At 70.4% G+C, this 14,759-nt stretch carries 10 protein-coding genes, 2 tRNA genes and 4 pseudogenes; 9 read left to right on the plus strand and 7 right to left on the minus strand.

Features of this window, described 5'->3' with window-relative positions; all coding sequences use genetic code 11:
• Nucleotides 1–194: 194 nt before the first annotated feature.
• A pseudogene (locus tag AB0442_RS39040) lies at nt 195–380 on the plus strand (cold-shock protein); the annotation flags it as partial.
• A 478-nt stretch (nt 381–858) separates the two neighbouring features.
• Here AB0442_RS39040 and AB0442_RS39045 read toward each other — a convergent pair.
• Nucleotides 859–1,638 carry a hypothetical protein gene (locus AB0442_RS39045; protein ID WP_366168279.1) on the minus strand — a complete coding sequence of 260 codons (780 nt, stop codon included), beginning with the start codon at nt 1,636–1,638 and terminating at the stop codon, nt 859–861.
• A 268-nt stretch (nt 1,639–1,906) separates the two neighbouring features.
• Here AB0442_RS39045 and AB0442_RS39050 point away from each other — a divergent pair, with 268 nt between their 5' ends.
• Nucleotides 1,907–2,350 carry a hypothetical protein gene (locus tag AB0442_RS39050; protein WP_366168280.1) on the plus strand — a complete coding sequence of 148 codons (444 nt, stop codon included), beginning with the start codon at nt 1,907–1,909 and terminating at the stop codon, nt 2,348–2,350.
• Between the two features lie 53 nt (nt 2,351–2,403).
• On the opposite strand, the gene AB0442_RS39055 is transcribed toward AB0442_RS39050, so the two are convergent.
• The 3 genes from AB0442_RS39055 to AB0442_RS39065 form a co-directional block, all read right to left on the minus strand.
• Nucleotides 2,404–2,487 (minus strand) — tRNA-Tyr (locus AB0442_RS39055).
• 1 nt (nt 2,488) lies between these two features.
• Nucleotides 2,489–2,583 (minus strand) — tRNA-Ser (locus AB0442_RS39060).
• Between the two features lie 855 nt (nt 2,584–3,438).
• The gene (locus tag AB0442_RS39065; RefSeq protein WP_366168281.1) at nt 3,439–4,281 is read right to left on the minus strand and encodes a hypothetical protein; all 843 of its coding nucleotides are present in this window, start codon (nt 4,279–4,281) and stop codon (nt 3,439–3,441) included.
• Between the two features lie 686 nt (nt 4,282–4,967).
• Between AB0442_RS39065 and AB0442_RS39070 the strand changes: the two genes are divergently transcribed.
• From AB0442_RS39070 to AB0442_RS39085, 4 genes are all read left to right on the plus strand, one after another.
• Nucleotides 4,968–5,330 carry a transposase gene (locus AB0442_RS39070; RefSeq protein WP_366168282.1) on the plus strand — a complete coding sequence of 121 codons (363 nt, stop codon included), beginning with the start codon at nt 4,968–4,970 and terminating at the stop codon, nt 5,328–5,330.
• A 250-nt stretch (nt 5,331–5,580) separates the two neighbouring features.
• Nucleotides 5,581–5,889: a calcium-binding protein gene (locus AB0442_RS39075; protein WP_366168283.1), complete on the plus strand. Its 309-nt coding sequence runs from the start codon at nt 5,581–5,583 to the stop codon at nt 5,887–5,889.
• A gap of 175 nt (nt 5,890–6,064) precedes the next feature.
• Nucleotides 6,065–6,796: a hypothetical protein gene (locus tag AB0442_RS39080; protein ID WP_366168284.1), complete on the plus strand. Its 732-nt coding sequence runs from the start codon at nt 6,065–6,067 to the stop codon at nt 6,794–6,796.
• Nucleotides 6,797–6,948: 152 nt separating this feature from the next.
• Nucleotides 6,949–8,121 (plus strand): helicase-associated domain-containing protein, encoded by a 1,173-nt coding sequence (locus AB0442_RS39085; RefSeq protein WP_366168285.1) that lies wholly within the window; start codon nt 6,949–6,951, stop codon nt 8,119–8,121.
• A gap of 116 nt (nt 8,122–8,237) precedes the next feature.
• Here the strand turns inward: AB0442_RS39085 and AB0442_RS39090 are convergent, their stop codons facing one another.
• Complete coding sequence (locus AB0442_RS39090) at nt 8,238–10,874, minus strand: histone-like nucleoid-structuring protein Lsr2 (protein ID WP_366168286.1); 2,637 nt, start codon at nt 10,872–10,874, stop codon at nt 8,238–8,240.
• 519 nt (nt 10,875–11,393) lie between these two features.
• On the opposite strand from AB0442_RS39090, the gene AB0442_RS39095 reads away from it, so the two are divergent.
• From AB0442_RS39095 to AB0442_RS39105, 3 genes and pseudogenes are all read left to right on the plus strand, one after another.
• Nucleotides 11,394–11,732, plus strand: a complete 339-nt coding sequence (locus tag AB0442_RS39095) for a hypothetical protein (protein WP_366168287.1) — start codon at nt 11,394–11,396, stop codon at nt 11,730–11,732.
• Between the two features lie 251 nt (nt 11,733–11,983).
• Complete coding sequence (locus AB0442_RS39100; protein ID WP_366168288.1) at nt 11,984–12,352, plus strand: hypothetical protein; 369 nt, start codon at nt 11,984–11,986, stop codon at nt 12,350–12,352.
• 255 nt (nt 12,353–12,607) lie between these two features.
• Nucleotides 12,608–12,820, plus strand: a pseudogene (locus AB0442_RS39105) (SpoIIE family protein phosphatase); the annotation flags it as partial.
• Here the strand turns inward: AB0442_RS39105 and AB0442_RS39110 are convergent.
• Together AB0442_RS39110 and AB0442_RS39115 are read right to left on the minus strand one after the other, a co-directional pair.
• Nucleotides 12,821–13,288, minus strand: a pseudogene (locus AB0442_RS39110) (transposase); the annotation flags it as partial.
• A 1,101-nt stretch (nt 13,289–14,389) separates the two neighbouring features.
• Nucleotides 14,390–14,552, minus strand: a pseudogene (locus AB0442_RS39115) (IS5/IS1182 family transposase); the annotation flags it as partial.
• Between the last annotated feature and the right edge of the window lie 207 nt (nt 14,553–14,759).

Raw genomic sequence — 14,759 nt, forward strand, 5'->3', positions numbered from 1 at the left:
GATAAGCGCCACACGCTGACCCGCCGTCGGATAGATGCGATACGAGTACCGAAGGTGCACAAGATCAACCTACCGAAGGCCACTGACAACGGCCTCCGCCGGAACATCCAAAGATCACTCCGCCACTTCGCGGCTCCGGTCCAAGGACCCATTCCTCCCCGGCCTGAAGGCCGGGGCATCCTGGGAGATCAAAGGTGAAGTGGTTCAACGGCGAGAAGGGCTTCGGCTTCATCGCGCCGGACGGCGGCGGCCCCGACGTGTTCGTCCACTTCTCCGCGATCGCGGGCAGCGGCTTTCGGAACCTGGAGGAGAACGACCGGGTCGAGTTCGACATCGAGCAGGGCCAGCGCGGCCCGCAGGCAGTGAACGTGCAGGTCATGAGGCAGCAGGCGGCCGGAGCAGCCCCACGAGGACCGGATACGCCGCTGCCGCGCAGCAGCGCACCGAGCCCCGCTCTCGCGACCCGGCACCGGACGTCCTGGCGTGGACAGGACACCGCTGCCGAAGGAGGTGCGGGGCCCGACGCACCCGACCCCCACACCCTCGCTGACGCCGTCCTCACCAACCTGCTGCTCACCGGCAGCGTCACCGACGACACCGCCCTCGTCTGCCTCTGACACCGGCCCGCCGCGCGGCGCCAGGCACGGCACACCGCCGACGGGACAGGGCCGCCGGTACTCGACCGGCGGCCCTGTGGCGACAACCCACTCTCAATTCCTGGTCCCTCACCACCGACGCTACCCACCAGCCACCTACGCCGCGACCCGACCGCCGCCGCGCACCCGGCAACGGCGGCCGCGCCCTGTACTGTCCGCCGGGGCGGGGCTGCGGCGCAGCCGGTCCGGGCTGCGGGTATGTCTACGGCCGGTGGACGAGCACCTCGCCGAGCCCGCGTGAGGCAACGTCGTCGCGCACCCCCGACGGCGCCCGGCTGCGGCCGTAGCCGGTCCGAGCGATGCGGCCGCCCTCGGCCCGGACCGCGCCCACGGCCTCGTAGAGGACAAGCGCCCTGGCGGTATCCCTGGCCACCACGACCTTCCACGAGGTCAGACCCGCGGGCTGGCGCTCCTCGACCTGGTGGCGGCCCGTCAACTGTTCCCAGACCGTCCGGGCGGCTTCCTCCTCGGTGAGTGGCCCAGCGCCAAGACGCCGCCACAGGGCAGCCAATCCGGCGCTGAAGTCCGCCGAGCCCTCGAGATGGAGGCGCACGGACTGCCAGCCGCTACGGGAGTCCTCGAGGCGCGGCACGGCCGCGAACAGCGCATCCTGCAGCGCGCATGGATCCTCCCGCAGCCGGCCGGCCGTGGGTCCGGGGTCAAGCCGCGGGCCGTCGCTCTCCACCAGGCCCGCCAGGTGCGCCCACGCCAGCAGCACCTGCACCCCGCGCAGCGGCGCAGCCGGGCGGACGCCACCCATCGCGTGGCCACCGGTTTCCAGCAGTGCGACGAGCTCTCGCGCATCCGCGCGCAGCAGCTGCCCCGTCGTGGTCAGCTGCCTGCCCTCGCCGACCCAGCCGGCCAGGGCCAGCATCTGCCCCACCGCCTGCGGCCACTCCCCGGCCCCGCAGCGGCCCGCCTCACCCGGCCCGGACACGACACCAGGGCGCCCCGCCCCCGGCCGCAGCTCGTTCTCCAGCACGAACCCGTCCCCTTCCCCCGGCCCAGGAGACCCCCCGGACTCCCTTCACCGTATGCGAGCTCGCGCCGCCGCCCCGCCGGGAACAACCCGAACCAGTGACAGCCACCGCGGCCGGCGCCGGCGCGAGAAACCCTGTCCTCGCGGCCCAGTGCAGTGGTGACGGGCAGCCAGGAAAGGCTACCGACACGCGCCAGTATGATCATCCAAAAGGATGTCTCGGGGGTGTGGCGTGCGCGCATGGAAGTTGGCCGCGGTATCTGCGGTGGTCGTGACGCTGGCCGCAACCACGGCATGCCAGGCGGACAAGCCAAGTGACGGGGCAGGCGCGGCACGGGCCGCGGGCATCAGCCCGGCGCCGACCGGCTGCGCCCCGAAGTTCGGGGCCAACGACGACCCGTCGGCCGGCGGCAAGCCCTTCAAGGGCACGGTGAGCGAAGGCCTCCCGGACGACGTCCGCTGCCTGCCGTCGGTGGCGCACGGGGACCTCATCAGCACCGACAAGGACACCACCGGACAGCCGCTGCGTTCCCTGATGGTGAGCGTCGTCGAGGGCACCACCCGCGAACAGACCCTCGCGCTCTGCAAGCGGATCACCGGCCTCGGCTACAGCCCGGGCGGCACCCACAAGATCGACATGCTGTCCGTGGGCGGCGACCTGACCGCCGGGACCTACCTCACCACCGCCCGCGGAGAGTGCGTCCAGGCAGGCTGAACCCGGCCCGACCACGGACGCGGGTGCGGACACGGGCCGCAGGCGCGGGTTCCTGGTGGGCGAGGGCGGATTCGAACCGCCACAGCCGAAGCGGGGGTTTTACAGACCCCTGGGCTCAACCAATGCCCAGCTCGCCCTTGGCGGAGGAGGTAGGGGTCGAACCCACACGGATGCTCGCGCACCCCAACGGTTTTCAAGACCGAGGCCGGCGCCGCCTGTCGGCTGGCTCCTCCACTGACACTGCTGTGTCGCGCTGCCGGACGGGGATCCGAACCTCCTGAACCAAAGACAGGCGCGCTGCCAGTCGCATCATCCGGCACTGCCGGGCGGCATGAAAAAGGCCGCCCGGGCGGGGCGCAACCCCCGGGGCGGCCCGGCAACAACGGCCGGTCAGCGCATTACGAGGACGTCCCGCGATATCGCGAACCCGAGAAGCGCTGATACGACTGGACACGGGTGGCGGTGTTCACGGTCGCGCTCCTTCCCTTGAGCCTGTGCGGCGCGATGCGCCCACTGTGTCGGACCGGCTGTGGCAGGGACAACCCGTTTTCGCCGGCCCCGGGCGGCTGCGCGCAGCCCCAGCTGTGGGGCCAAGTTTTCGGCGCGGCCGGGCGTGCGGCTCGGTGCGCCGGACGGCAGCGCATCGCGCTGGTGCGGGGGGCCGCCGGACCCGTCGGTGACCGGCCCTGGGGGTGCGAGCGCGAGCCGGGGGTGAGAAGATCGGCATGGCTCCCGGGGTTCATGTCATTGCCTGCCCGGCAGCCACCTGCATTCCCCGCCGAAGTGCTCCGTCAGCGCCGTGTCCGGACAGGGGCGCGGCGCAGGCATTGCTCTCTCTGGATGGCAGGCCCGACAGGGGTACGGATTGTCGCGGGGGCACCCCGGGACGCTGGGGCGGGGCAGGTGTTCTACGAGGTGCCGGGGCCGGAGGCCGACGGAAGGGTGCGGCCGCATCGATGCCGCCAGCGTTGATCAAGGCGTTGCGGGGTTCTTCGACAGTGCCCGGGCGAGCCTGGACAGGACCGGCCCGGTCTGCTGCTTCCCACCCGGCCCGGGAGGCCGGGCGGGAAGCAGGAAGACTTCGCCGGTCAGTCGGCCACCGCGTACAGGCCACGGCCGGTGCGCTTGGCCTGCGAGGCCTTGGCGAGGCGCTCGAGCATCGTGCGCACCGCATCCACGGCACCGTTCGTGTCGGCGAGCCCGAGACGGCCCGTCACGTCCCGGGCGCGCAGGGGCTCCTCGGCCTGCCGGAGAACGGTGAGCACGCTGTCGGCGTCGGTCAGCCGCCGACGCCCCTTCGGCGGCTGCGCCGCCGCCTGGTCGGCCGCGGCTGGTGCCGTTTTCGCCCGGGTGGATTTCCTGGCGGCGGCCGGGGTTGCGGTCTTCGCGGGGGCCTTGGCCGCCGACCGCGGCGCGGTCTTCTTCGCGGCTGCGACCGGCGCCTGCTCGGCGTCCCGGTCGGCGCTCGGGCCGGCGGCGGACTTCTTGGCCGCCCCGCCCTTCCCGGCGGCATCCTTCCGCGGGGCCGCCTTCTTGGCCGCCGCCTTCTTCACTGCCTCCTTCTTCACTGCCTTTTTCGCCGGAACGGCAGCGGGGACGGGAGCCTGCTCGTCGGCGGCACTCCCAACGGGCCCCGCAGCCTCGACAGGCTCCGCGGGCTCGTCTGCAGCGGCGGGCACCTCGCCGGCGGACTGCACCGGTGCGGCGGCCTGTGATCCCTTCCCTTCGCCGAGCGGCGCATCCGCCAGGGCGGCCAGGCCCTCGAGCACGGACACCATCGCGTTCTCCTGCGCGATGACCGCCGCAAGCTCGTCCTCGAGCCTCTGCCGCTGCTCCCGCACGGCCGGCAGCCGCGCTTCGATGAGTGCCCGCGTCGATCCCACACCGCTGTCCGTGCCGAACGTGCGTCCGTCTCCCACAAGTACTCCCATGGCGTCAACTGTTGCTCGTGCCATCGAATTTACGGCGGCCGTAGGAAATCCGCCCGGTAATGCCGCAGATTCCAACCTTCCGAGACTCTGCAGGACACCGGCCGGGCCGACACCACAATCACTACGGCGCCCTTCACCACAGGCCGGGGACCACCACCGGTGCCTTTCGGTAAGGGTGCATGGCTCTGCCGCCGGGCTCGAAGCGGGCACTGCCGGGTGCGGCCTGTGCCCAGCGCGAGGAGCAGGCGGGTAAGGAAGCCGATCCGCTCAGAGCACGGCGGCACGGCACTGGACAGAGCGGCGTGCGATGGCCAAGAGGGATATCTCCCACCCCGACCTGCCACGTGAGGACTGTACGGTCGCGCCGCATCCTCGTATCGGCGGGTGTCGGATGCCTGACGGGGGCAGGTTGGCGCCGCCCGGATGCCCGATCCGGCAGGCGGATGGGGAACTCGCCCCTGCCGACGAGACGGGCTCGCCCGAGTGGACGCTGGACGCGCTGGCGGCCGAGGCCGCGCGGCTGGGGATCGCGGTCGGACGCTCCCAGGTGCGGCGGATCCTGCTCGCCGAGGGCGTGCGATGGCGCCGCACCAGCTCGTGGACGCATTCGAAGGATCGAGACTTCGAGAGAAAAGGACGCGGATCATCGGCCTGTACACCAGCCCGCCCGACGGCGCGACGGTCGTGTGCGCCGACGAGCTCGGGCCGGTGATCCCGCGTACCTTCCCGCCCGCACCGGCTGGTCGCCGGACGGACACCGCATCAAGGCGGAGCTGGACTATTCTCGCGGGCCGGAAAAAACCTGGGTCTACAGCGGACTGCGGATCGCGGACGGGCAGCAGGTCACGATGACCGCCCAGTCCCGCAACAGCGCCTTCTACCAGCAGTTCCTTCAACTACTCGAGGACACGAATCCCACAGGGGACATCTACGTGGTGACCGACAACCTGCCATCTCACAACAGCCTGTCCACCCGGACCTGGCTGGAGGACCACCCGCGGATCCGACATGTCTTCATCCCGGTCGGCGCGTGCTGGCTCAACCTGTAGGAGGGCTGGTGGCGGATCTTCCGCAAGGCCGCCCTCGCCGGGCAGTCCTTCTCCGGACCCGACGAGATCGCCCAGGCCACCCACATTGCCACAGCCCAGCTCAACGCACGTGCTCGTCCCTGGATATGGGGCCGTCCAGCCCCGCCAATCCGACAAGCACGATGCCGTTATGTGTACCTGCTTTGAGGAACGCAGCATTAATACTGCACGGTGGCCCGGCGCGGAGGGTGGGTGTGGATATCCTGCTGGCATGGGGACGTGGAGCCGGGGCGAGCTCGACAGGCTGGTCGATGAGGCCATCGTCGACGCGTACGGTCAGGATGAGGAGGAGAGCGGCCTGTTCGCGATGGTCCAGGACCATCTGTCTGTGCCGTTCACCACGACGGTGCTGGGGGTAGAGGTGAACGTCATCGGCGTTGACCTGACCGCCAGTGGAATCGTGGCGGTCTGCGCCCGCGGCAGCCAGCGTCAGGCCGTCGGACTCCTCGATCTGCCGCTGCCCACTCCGGCGCCCGAGGGTGCGCAGTGGATTGAGGCCTACCGCCACTGGGCCTGCTGAGCCTTCCTCTGCCCGTTGCGCCGAAGACGCCCAATCTGCCGGGCCGATCCAGTCCTTGGTCGACGGCCGGGTCCACCAGACTTCCCTGAACGGGCCGGCCGTAATGCTGGGGGCAGGGTACCGGCCGTGGCTCACCCTGCCGGGCAGTGGTCTGCGGGTCGGGCACAATGGCGGGGTGCGTGACGATGGGCAAGCAGAACTGCTGGAACGGGTACGGGCATTGCGGGCGGCCGGGAGCGGCCCCAAGCAGGTGGCCCGGGCGTTGGGGCTGCAACCCGCGCAAGCCGGTGTGCTACTGCGGCGGGCTGCCGAGGCCGCGCACACGGCCACTATGCCCGGCGAGCGGGAGGTGGTGGGCTGCTGGGTGAACGCCGGCTGGAGCACCGGGCTGGACCTGTCCACTCGGCCGGCGTGGGCGGCGCAGGACGTGGGGGCGGGCGAGGGCGCGGTGGGGGCCGGATTCGCGCAGCTGCTGGTGGCCCGTCGCGAGCGGGCGAGCCGGGTGACGGTGTGCGGGCTTCTGGTGGATGTGTACTGTCTGGGTGTCAAGAACGTCATTGCTCCGCAGAGCATCGGCGAGGGATCGCTTCAGGCCCATCGGCGTTCCTACTTCAGTGCGTTTGATGCGCCCTCGCTGCCCATCGGCATCGAGCAGGCGCAGGCCATTGCCTACGGCGCCGTCTCCTATGCCCGCGGTCTCGGGTTCGAACCCGCGCCGGGTTTCGCGGACGCCGCTGTGGTGCTGGGGGAACCCGCCGACGGGCTGCCTGCAATCGGCTTCGGTAATGAGGGGCTGCCGTTCTACCTGAACGGCCCCCGCGATGACGCCCGCGCGATCCTGGCCACCTTGGAGCGCACCTGCGGTGCGGGCAAGTACCACTACCTTCTGGCCTCAGGACCGATGTGATCGGCCACCCACGCCACGCCGACGAGCCGCACATCCGCTGCACCGAACATTCCGCGCAGGCCGACTTGCGGACACTGCTGCAACTGTGTGCCACGGGCCGCCTGCGGTGCAGTGCCAAGACGCTGCGCCCGTCCGCGGCGGCGGTCGCCCAGGTGGCCGAGGTCTTGGAGGGCGGGGACTTCTATCCCGATGAGCCGATCGCCGCGTTCGCCTGGCCACTGCTCCTGCAGGCCGGCGGCCTCGCCCAGTTGGTTGGCGGGAAGCTGAGGCTGACCCCGCGCGGCCGGGCGGCGCTCACCAAACCCGCGCACGAGGTCCTGGCCCAGCTGTGGCGGCGCTGGCTGGGCAGCACCGTCCTGGACGAATTCTCCCGTATCGAAGCGATCAAGGGCCAGCGCGTCGCGAACGTGCTCAGTGCCCTCAAGCCGCGCCGCGGCCACGTCGGGGCCGCCCTGGCCGCTCTGACCTGCGGCGAGTGGATCACCGTCGACGAACTGTTCGCGGCGATGCGCAAGGCGGGGCATAACCCGATGGTCGCCCGGTCCGAGCGGGCCCTGTGGAAGCTCTACCTGGAGGATCCCGAGTACGGCAGCCTCGGCTGGGACGGTTTCCACAACTGGGAACTGCTGCAGGGCCGCTACACCTTGGCCGTGCTGTTCGAGTACGCCGCGCCGCTGGGACTGATCGACGTCGACTATGTGCCCGCCGACGGGGCGCGGGAGGATTATTGCGACAACTGGGGCGGCGACGACCTCGAGCGGCTCAGCCGCTACGACGGACTGCGCGCCCTGCGCCTCAACCCGCTCGGCGCCTACGCCACCGGCCAGCACCCCACCTACCTCCCCGGGCCCGCGCCCGAACCACCCGCCGCCGCGAGCAGCACCTCGGCGCTGAAGGTCCTCGCCAACCACGACCTGGTCGCCCTCGACGGACTGCCCGCCGCCCAGGCCCTGCTCCTGGATGCCTTCGCCACCCGCACCAGCGACCGGACCTGGGCGCTGAGCCCCACTTCCCTGCTTGCCGCCGTGCACGCCGGACGGGATCTGGCCGAACTGCGCGACTACCTGGAGCGTGTGGCCGGTCCGCTGCCGGACACCGTTGCGACGCTACTCGTGGACGCAGAGCGCCGCGTCGGTGCGGCTCGCGATATGGGCACCGTTCACCTGATCGAATGCGTGGATGCGGCTACCGCCGCGCTCCTGGCCGGCGACCGACGGGTCCGCGCCCTCGCCACCCGGCTCGGCGACCGCCATCTCGCCGTCCCCGCCGACAAGCTTGCCTCGTTCCGCCGGGCAGCCCTCGCCCTCGGATACCCCCTCACCTAACGGACCCCAGAAACTCGCAATCTTCCGAACCCAGACTGTGCCTTCCAGGGCCTGCAGAGGGCTGGATCTGCGTTGTTGCCTGGCGTTTCGCTCGGTGGTGTCGTGGGAGCGAGTGGTTATTTCGCTGGGCGGGGTTCGATGGGATCACGGTGGGCGGCCTGGTAGGCGGCCGTGATCTCTGACCGCAGCCTGCCGCGGGGCGGGACGTGGATGCCCTGGTCTCGGGCCCACGAGCGGACCTGGGCCGCCGTCGGCCCTGGTTGTTCGTTTCTCGCCGCGAGGATCTGGCCGGGCGTGTCGCAGCTGTCGGCGGGTCGGGAGGCGCGATCCACGGTCGGCGGGGCCGTGGTGGTGAAGCCCTGGCGGTCGAGGATCCTGCGGCGCTTGTGGTGCATCCGCTCCAACAGCGGGACCTGCGAGTCGAGGTAGTCGTGGACTTCGACGTGGTTCTTCTTGGCCTCGGTGTTGCGCATGATCCTGCCGACCTGCTGGATCACCCGGCCCTTGAAGGAGATCGGGCTGGCCAGGAACAGCGTGTCCAGCGCGGGCGCGTCCAGTCCTTCCCCGGCGACCTTGTCGATCGCCAGCAGCACCAGAGGGCGGGTGCGCGGGCTGGACAGCTCGGCCCGCACGCGGTCCCGTTCGGTGGTGGGCAGGCCGCCGTGCAGCAGCAACGCTTCGACGCCGTGTTCTTGCAGTGCGGTGGCGAGTTGGTTCAGGTGCTCGATCCGGTTGGTGAGGGCCAGGCTGCACCGGCCGCGCCGGTAAGCGTCGGCGATGTCGGAGGCGATCTGCCGGTTGCGCGAGTAGTCGGCGGCAAGTTCGCCGTAGATCGCCTGAATGGAGGCGCCGTCGGTACCGGGCTCCTCGGTGGTGAAATCACAGCGGTGCACGATGAGATGCTTGGCGAAGGCGCTCGCGTCCTCGATCTCGTGGCGGATCGGGCCGCACTGCATGGTGATCAGCGGGTCCATCTGGTCGGCCCGGTAAGGGGTGGCGGACAGGCCGATCCACCGCCCGGTCCTGACCTTGCGGATCGCGGCCTCGGCGGCCGGAGCCCCGATGGCGTGGCACTCGTCGACGACCACCAGACCGTAGCCGTCCAGCAGGCCCGCGGCGGCCTCCCGGTGGGCCAGGGACTGCAGCATGATCAGGTCGACAACACCGCCGCGGCGGTCCTTGCCGGCGCCGAGTGAGCCGACCGTGTGCTCGCCCAGGTCGAGGAAGGCCTGCAGGCGTTCGCGCCACTGGGCCAGCAGTTCGGCCCGGTTGACGATGACCGCGGTGGGCCGGGCGTGGGCAGCGATCAGCGCGCAGGCCATCACGGTCTTGCCCGCGCCCGGCGGGGCGACCAGGACCCCGGTGGGGTGGCAGGCCATCGCCTCAACGGCCCGGGCCTGCACCGCCGTGAGCTCGCCGGTGAACCGGGCGTCGATTCGGGCCTGCTCGGGGAAGGTGTCGATGACCTCCAAGGTGCCGCCCGCGGCGGCGACGAGGCTGGCGGCCTCGTCCCGCAATCCCCGGGGCAGAGCGATCCAGTCGGGGTCGGTGGCGTCGAAACAGCAGATCAGGCGCGGAGTGTTGAAGGTGGAGAACCGCTGGTTCTGGCGCCGGTAGAACTCGGGGTTGTGGAAGGACGCGGCGTGCTTGAGCGCCGCAATCAGCTGCGGCGACAGTCCGACGGTGGCGATACTGAGCATCGCTCCGGCCCTGGCCTTTACCGTCTTCGGGGCCTTGCCCAGCGCGTTGCGCCGCGGCCGGGCCGCCAGCACCGGCGCGGTCGGGCTGGGGCCGGCGTGCAGCGGCCCCAGGGCGGTCACCAGATCCTGCAGGCGCTCGGGCGTCAGGCGCTCGGTGCGCGACAGGTACGCGAACTGGTCCTCATACGGCTGCCAGGTGGCAGGGTCGCAGAACAGCGTGGTGTCCAAGGTCCGGGAGGCCCCGTGCAGCGGCAGGGCAATCAGGTTGCCGAATCGGGCCCCGCCCTTAGAGTGCGTGGGCAGGAAGTCCTGGGCGGGAAAGAGCCGGTCGTAGCTGGCCAGGGACATCCCGCCGCGGGCATCCATCGCGCGCCGCAGCATGGCCATGCCCAGCGCCCGGGCCAGGCGGGCCGGCACCGGGGCGGTGAAGAACGTCCACACGTGCGCGCCGGCCCCGGAGCGGGAGACCTCCGCCAGCGCGGGAACCCCGGCAGCGGTGCAGGCCTCGATGTAGGCGGCCGCGTCACCGCGCCAGTCCTTGTCGTCGAAGTCGCACACCAGAAGCTGGGTCTTGTCGTCGGGGAGCATCGGGTACAGGCCCACATGCAGCTCACGCTGGCCCGGCTCGGGCCGGCTCAGGTGCCGGACGATCACCTGATCGGTCAGCGGCAGGAACACCCGCTCCGTATCCGGCTTCCCCTTGTCCCAGAGGTTTTCTTCGGCCGGGCTCCATCCGGTCCGGCCGTTCTTCGCACTCACCCACCGCTGCGCGTACACATCGGCACGCCCGACGAACAGCGCACGGAACAAAGCGACCTTCGTCTGCGGGGCAGAGGCGGCGTTCGCATAGGGCAGGCCACTGCCAGACGGCGTCTCGGGTGATACAGACCGTGCCGCAACATCGGGCTGCCCAGACGCCGTGCCGAGCGCCGGCACGACGAGACGCTTCCGAAGCCGCCGGTTCTCCTCAGTCAGTACGGCGATCTGCTCGAGCGCGACATCGAGCCGAATCCGTAACTCGGCAGGGTCCTCCCACCCGAACCAGTCATTCACAAAACCAATGATCCATCATCCAGGCCCTACCACAGGGTGATCGGGGTGGCGGCAGCGGTGGCCTTCTCCTCTTTGGTGGGAGGGCGCATGCCCGCCAGATGGCGGGCCTCGAAAGCGAGAAGGTACCGGTCACCGGCCGACTCGAAAAGGAATCCCTTGCACTCCAGTACGACAGGGCTGCCCGGCAGGTCACCGCGAAATCAGACGGGACCGGCCCTAGGCGCCTGGTCAGGGGCAGGACTCGCCGAACTTCACTGCCTTCAGCATGATTGGCTGTCCGTTCAGCACGGTTCTTGCGACTGGTACCTGGGAGCACACCTGCCAATTCGACTCGCCCAGCACCATCCGGTCCTGGGCCGCGTCCTTGACGGAGAAGCTCCTCGACCGGTCGAACATGTCCCTCACCGCGCCATGATCGCAGCCAGGCCAGTGGGTGGACGTCGTCCCACCGGCCGCCACACCGGCGCCGAGCACGCCCTCAGCACCGCCACCGAGGCACCACCCGCCTGGTGCTCGTGAATGAGCCCGGCCGACCTCGCCGTCGACACCGGCCGCTGCCTCATCGACCTGGGCGAACCCGGCCACGCCCACCAGCAGATCACCGAGGGCGTCGCTCTCCTGCCCACCGCCCGCGGCAAGACTCGCGCCCTCTTCCTCACCCACGAGGCCGAAAGCCTCCTCCACCAGGGCAAGATCGGCCACAGCGCCGCCACCGCGCACCAGGTCCTGGCCCTCACCCAGCGGATCGGAGCGTCCCGCTACATCCGCCAGACCGCCGACCTCGCTCCAGGCCTGCAGCCGCACCAGCACGTCCAGGACGTCGACCAGTTCCTCGAGGCCATACGGTCAGCAGCCTGACTTCGCACAATCGGGTAGTTCCATCGCCGGGTAGCCCGACCTCGCGCACGTCCCGGTGGATCGACGGCGAGGACAAGGGCCACGCCCTACGGCGCGACCTGGCGGAGGCCCGCCAGGCATACATCGGACGGTAGGGTCGGACCGCAGCCTCGCCCGGACACCGCCGGGCCAGCAGCAGGGTCGCCCCTTCGCGGCCCTCCGACAGCGCGGCCCCCCGCCGCAACAGTGGCAGAGGAGAAAGGACCGCGGGGATGGCACAGAACGCGCAGCACGCGGTGGTCGACGCCTCCGGGCACGTCCACTTCGCCCAAGTGACGACGGTGGAGGAGCTGCAGTCGGCGGTGGCAGCCGTCGCCCCGCAGCGGCTGACCGACCTCGCCGCCGACGAACACCGGGCCGTAAGCAAGTCCCTTAAGGAGTCGAGCATCGGCCCCCTGCAGGCGTTCATGCTGCACTGGCGGATGATCCTGCTGATCGAGCAGGACCCCGACCTCTCCCGCCGCTACCGCGCCTACGAGCACACCATGCGGTTCAGCAACGACGAGGCCGCACGCCGAACCGCCACGCTCGAAATGGCAGAGATCGTACGGACCGCAGGCGACCAGGTACGCAGTGGCTGACTGGTCCTGGGACTTCGAGCCGAACTCCCTCCTCGACAACCTCACCGAAGACGCCGGGACCTCGCCCGGAAAGCCGCCGCAGAAATCGCACTCGCCTGCTCTCTCGAACACCCGGAAGGCCGGGACTGGCAAGGCGGAGCCATGCCGCTGCGCACTGACCACTTCGACGGCATGCTGGTCACCTCGATCGTCGACGTGCGTGGCGAGCAGGTTCTCGTGGTGCAGATCATCGACACTGCGGGATAGTCGGCGCCGCTGTCGGCTGGTAGCTGCTGCATCGCCACTGCCGGCCACATGCCCCCGTCGTGGCACACGCGGACGGGCCACCGGACCTGCTCGACCTGCCCACCCCAGGGGGTAGGCGCAGGGTCGTTCAGCAGTACCGCCTTCGACCTGGGTCCCGACGACTGGCTGATCCTTTACACAGATGGGCTCGTCGAGACCCGCGACCAGCCCATCGACGAGCGCGGCGGCGGGGCTGCCGGCACCGCGGGTGACCTTGGTTCGGAGTTTGACCGTGGAGAAGGTCGACTCGATGGGGTTGGTGGTCCGCAGGTGGATCCAGTGCTCGGCCGGGAAGTCATAGAACGCGAGGAGTTCGTCCCGATCGTCGGTGATCTTCGCGACGGCCCTCGGGAACTTGGCTCCATAGGTCTTCGCGGACACCTCGATCTCCTTCTCGGCATGGGTGCGGGACTCCGCGTTGTAGATCTCCCGCATGGCCTTCGTCGCTCCCGGCTGTGCCGACTTCGGCAGACAGTTCGAGACATTCCGCGCCTTGTGAACCCAGCACCTCTGTGGCCGTGCGGCCGGGAACACCTCGGCGAGCACCCGCCAAAGGCCCATGGCGCCGTCGCCGACCACCAGCTCGGGGTCGCGCATGCCGCGTCGGCGGCAGTCGCGCAGCAGGTCGGCCCACGACTCGGTGGATTCCCGCAGGGCATCGATAGCTCGCTCGTCGAGCTCGGACATGGTAAACCCGCACGGCAGTTTGATCCCGCTGGTGGACCCGGGAGACATCGGTGCTGCGAGCGCGGCTGTTCAGGCCGCCATGGTGGTCGTGGAAGTGGTGGGCGGCCGCATAGCGGTCCAAGCCGTCCAGCAGCAGTTCCGCCCGCACCACCGGTGCGATCGCGTATGGGTCGGTGATGCCGGCGCGGTGGGCGGCGTCGTCGATCAGGTAGCCGATCTTCAGGCGGGCGTGGCCGTGCCGGGTTCGCAGGTACTCGCCGGCGCCGCTCTTGCCGCCGAGCGCGACTACCCCCGGCAGGCATCGGGGGTGAGGGGCCCGACCGGTGACTGCGTCGCGGTGCAGCACAGCGCGGGCTCGGCCGGCAACGGTAGCGGACGGTCGCATCCGCTGCGGGCGACGCCCGAGCACCAATCCCGTCCACGGAGCCGAGGGCGACCTCCACACGGTCGTGGACACCGGCTCGAACGTGGCACGGCACAAGGACCAGCGAAGATTTCCGCAGGTGCACGGCCCTCCCCCTGTGCACCGACGCTGTGCTGTGGATGCGAGACGACACGCCGCGACAGACCCTGAAAGAAGCCGACCACGGAGGCGCGTCATGACCGGAGAACACACACGAGCGCCAAGCGCGATCGTCCACATGACCATCTCCGGCGACCCGTCCGTGGCCCAGGTGGTCGCCGACACCGTGGCGCAATCATTCAGACTCACCACCGCCCCGGCCCCCCTCACCGCCGGGGACTACGCCGCCCCGTCCGACGCAGCGGAACGAGCGCGGTGGCAGGTGGACACGTCCGCCCCGATCACCGGTGCCGCCACACCACCAGTAGCCCCCGCCGCCCCGGGAGCGGGAGCGGTGAGAGTGGAGCTCGGCGGGAGACCCGATGCGGTCCGCAGGCTCACGGCGCTGATCCGGGGATGCTTTCGCTCAGGACCGCCGACGGGGATGTCACAGGGCTTCGAGGTCTGGCCGGAGGACCGGCGACAGGACGGCGAGCAGACCCAACCACCCTGCCCCGCGAAAGGACCGCCATCGGCCGCCGAACAGCCACCGCACCAGTGACCTTGGTGGTCAGCCCCCGGAAGCGGCCAAGGGCCTGACCCGCCGGGGAGCGGCCCGGATCTTCCAGTTCGTCCCCGTCTGCGGCCCCCTTTGCGGGCATCGACGCCATGCTGGTGGGCCCGGTTGACCGTGGAGTCGACGGTGACGGTCCACTCCAGTGGACCGCCTCCTCACCCCCGATTCCTCTCCGGCGGCACGAAAGGAGCTGTGCGACCTCACGTGTGACTCCTCCCCCGGCTGAAGCCGGGGGCTTCTCGCTAACCCTTCCGGGCGTTGGGAGCCGTAATTCATTTACTGCCTGAGTTGATCTCGTTGTCGTGGTCCTCGAGCACGCGCTTCAAGGCGTCGAGGGTGCGAGGAGGATGGGGCCG

This window comes from Kitasatospora sp. NPDC085895 (assembly GCF_040702125.1).
Lineage (GTDB): Bacteria > Actinomycetota > Actinomycetes > Streptomycetales > Streptomycetaceae > Kitasatospora > Kitasatospora arboriphila.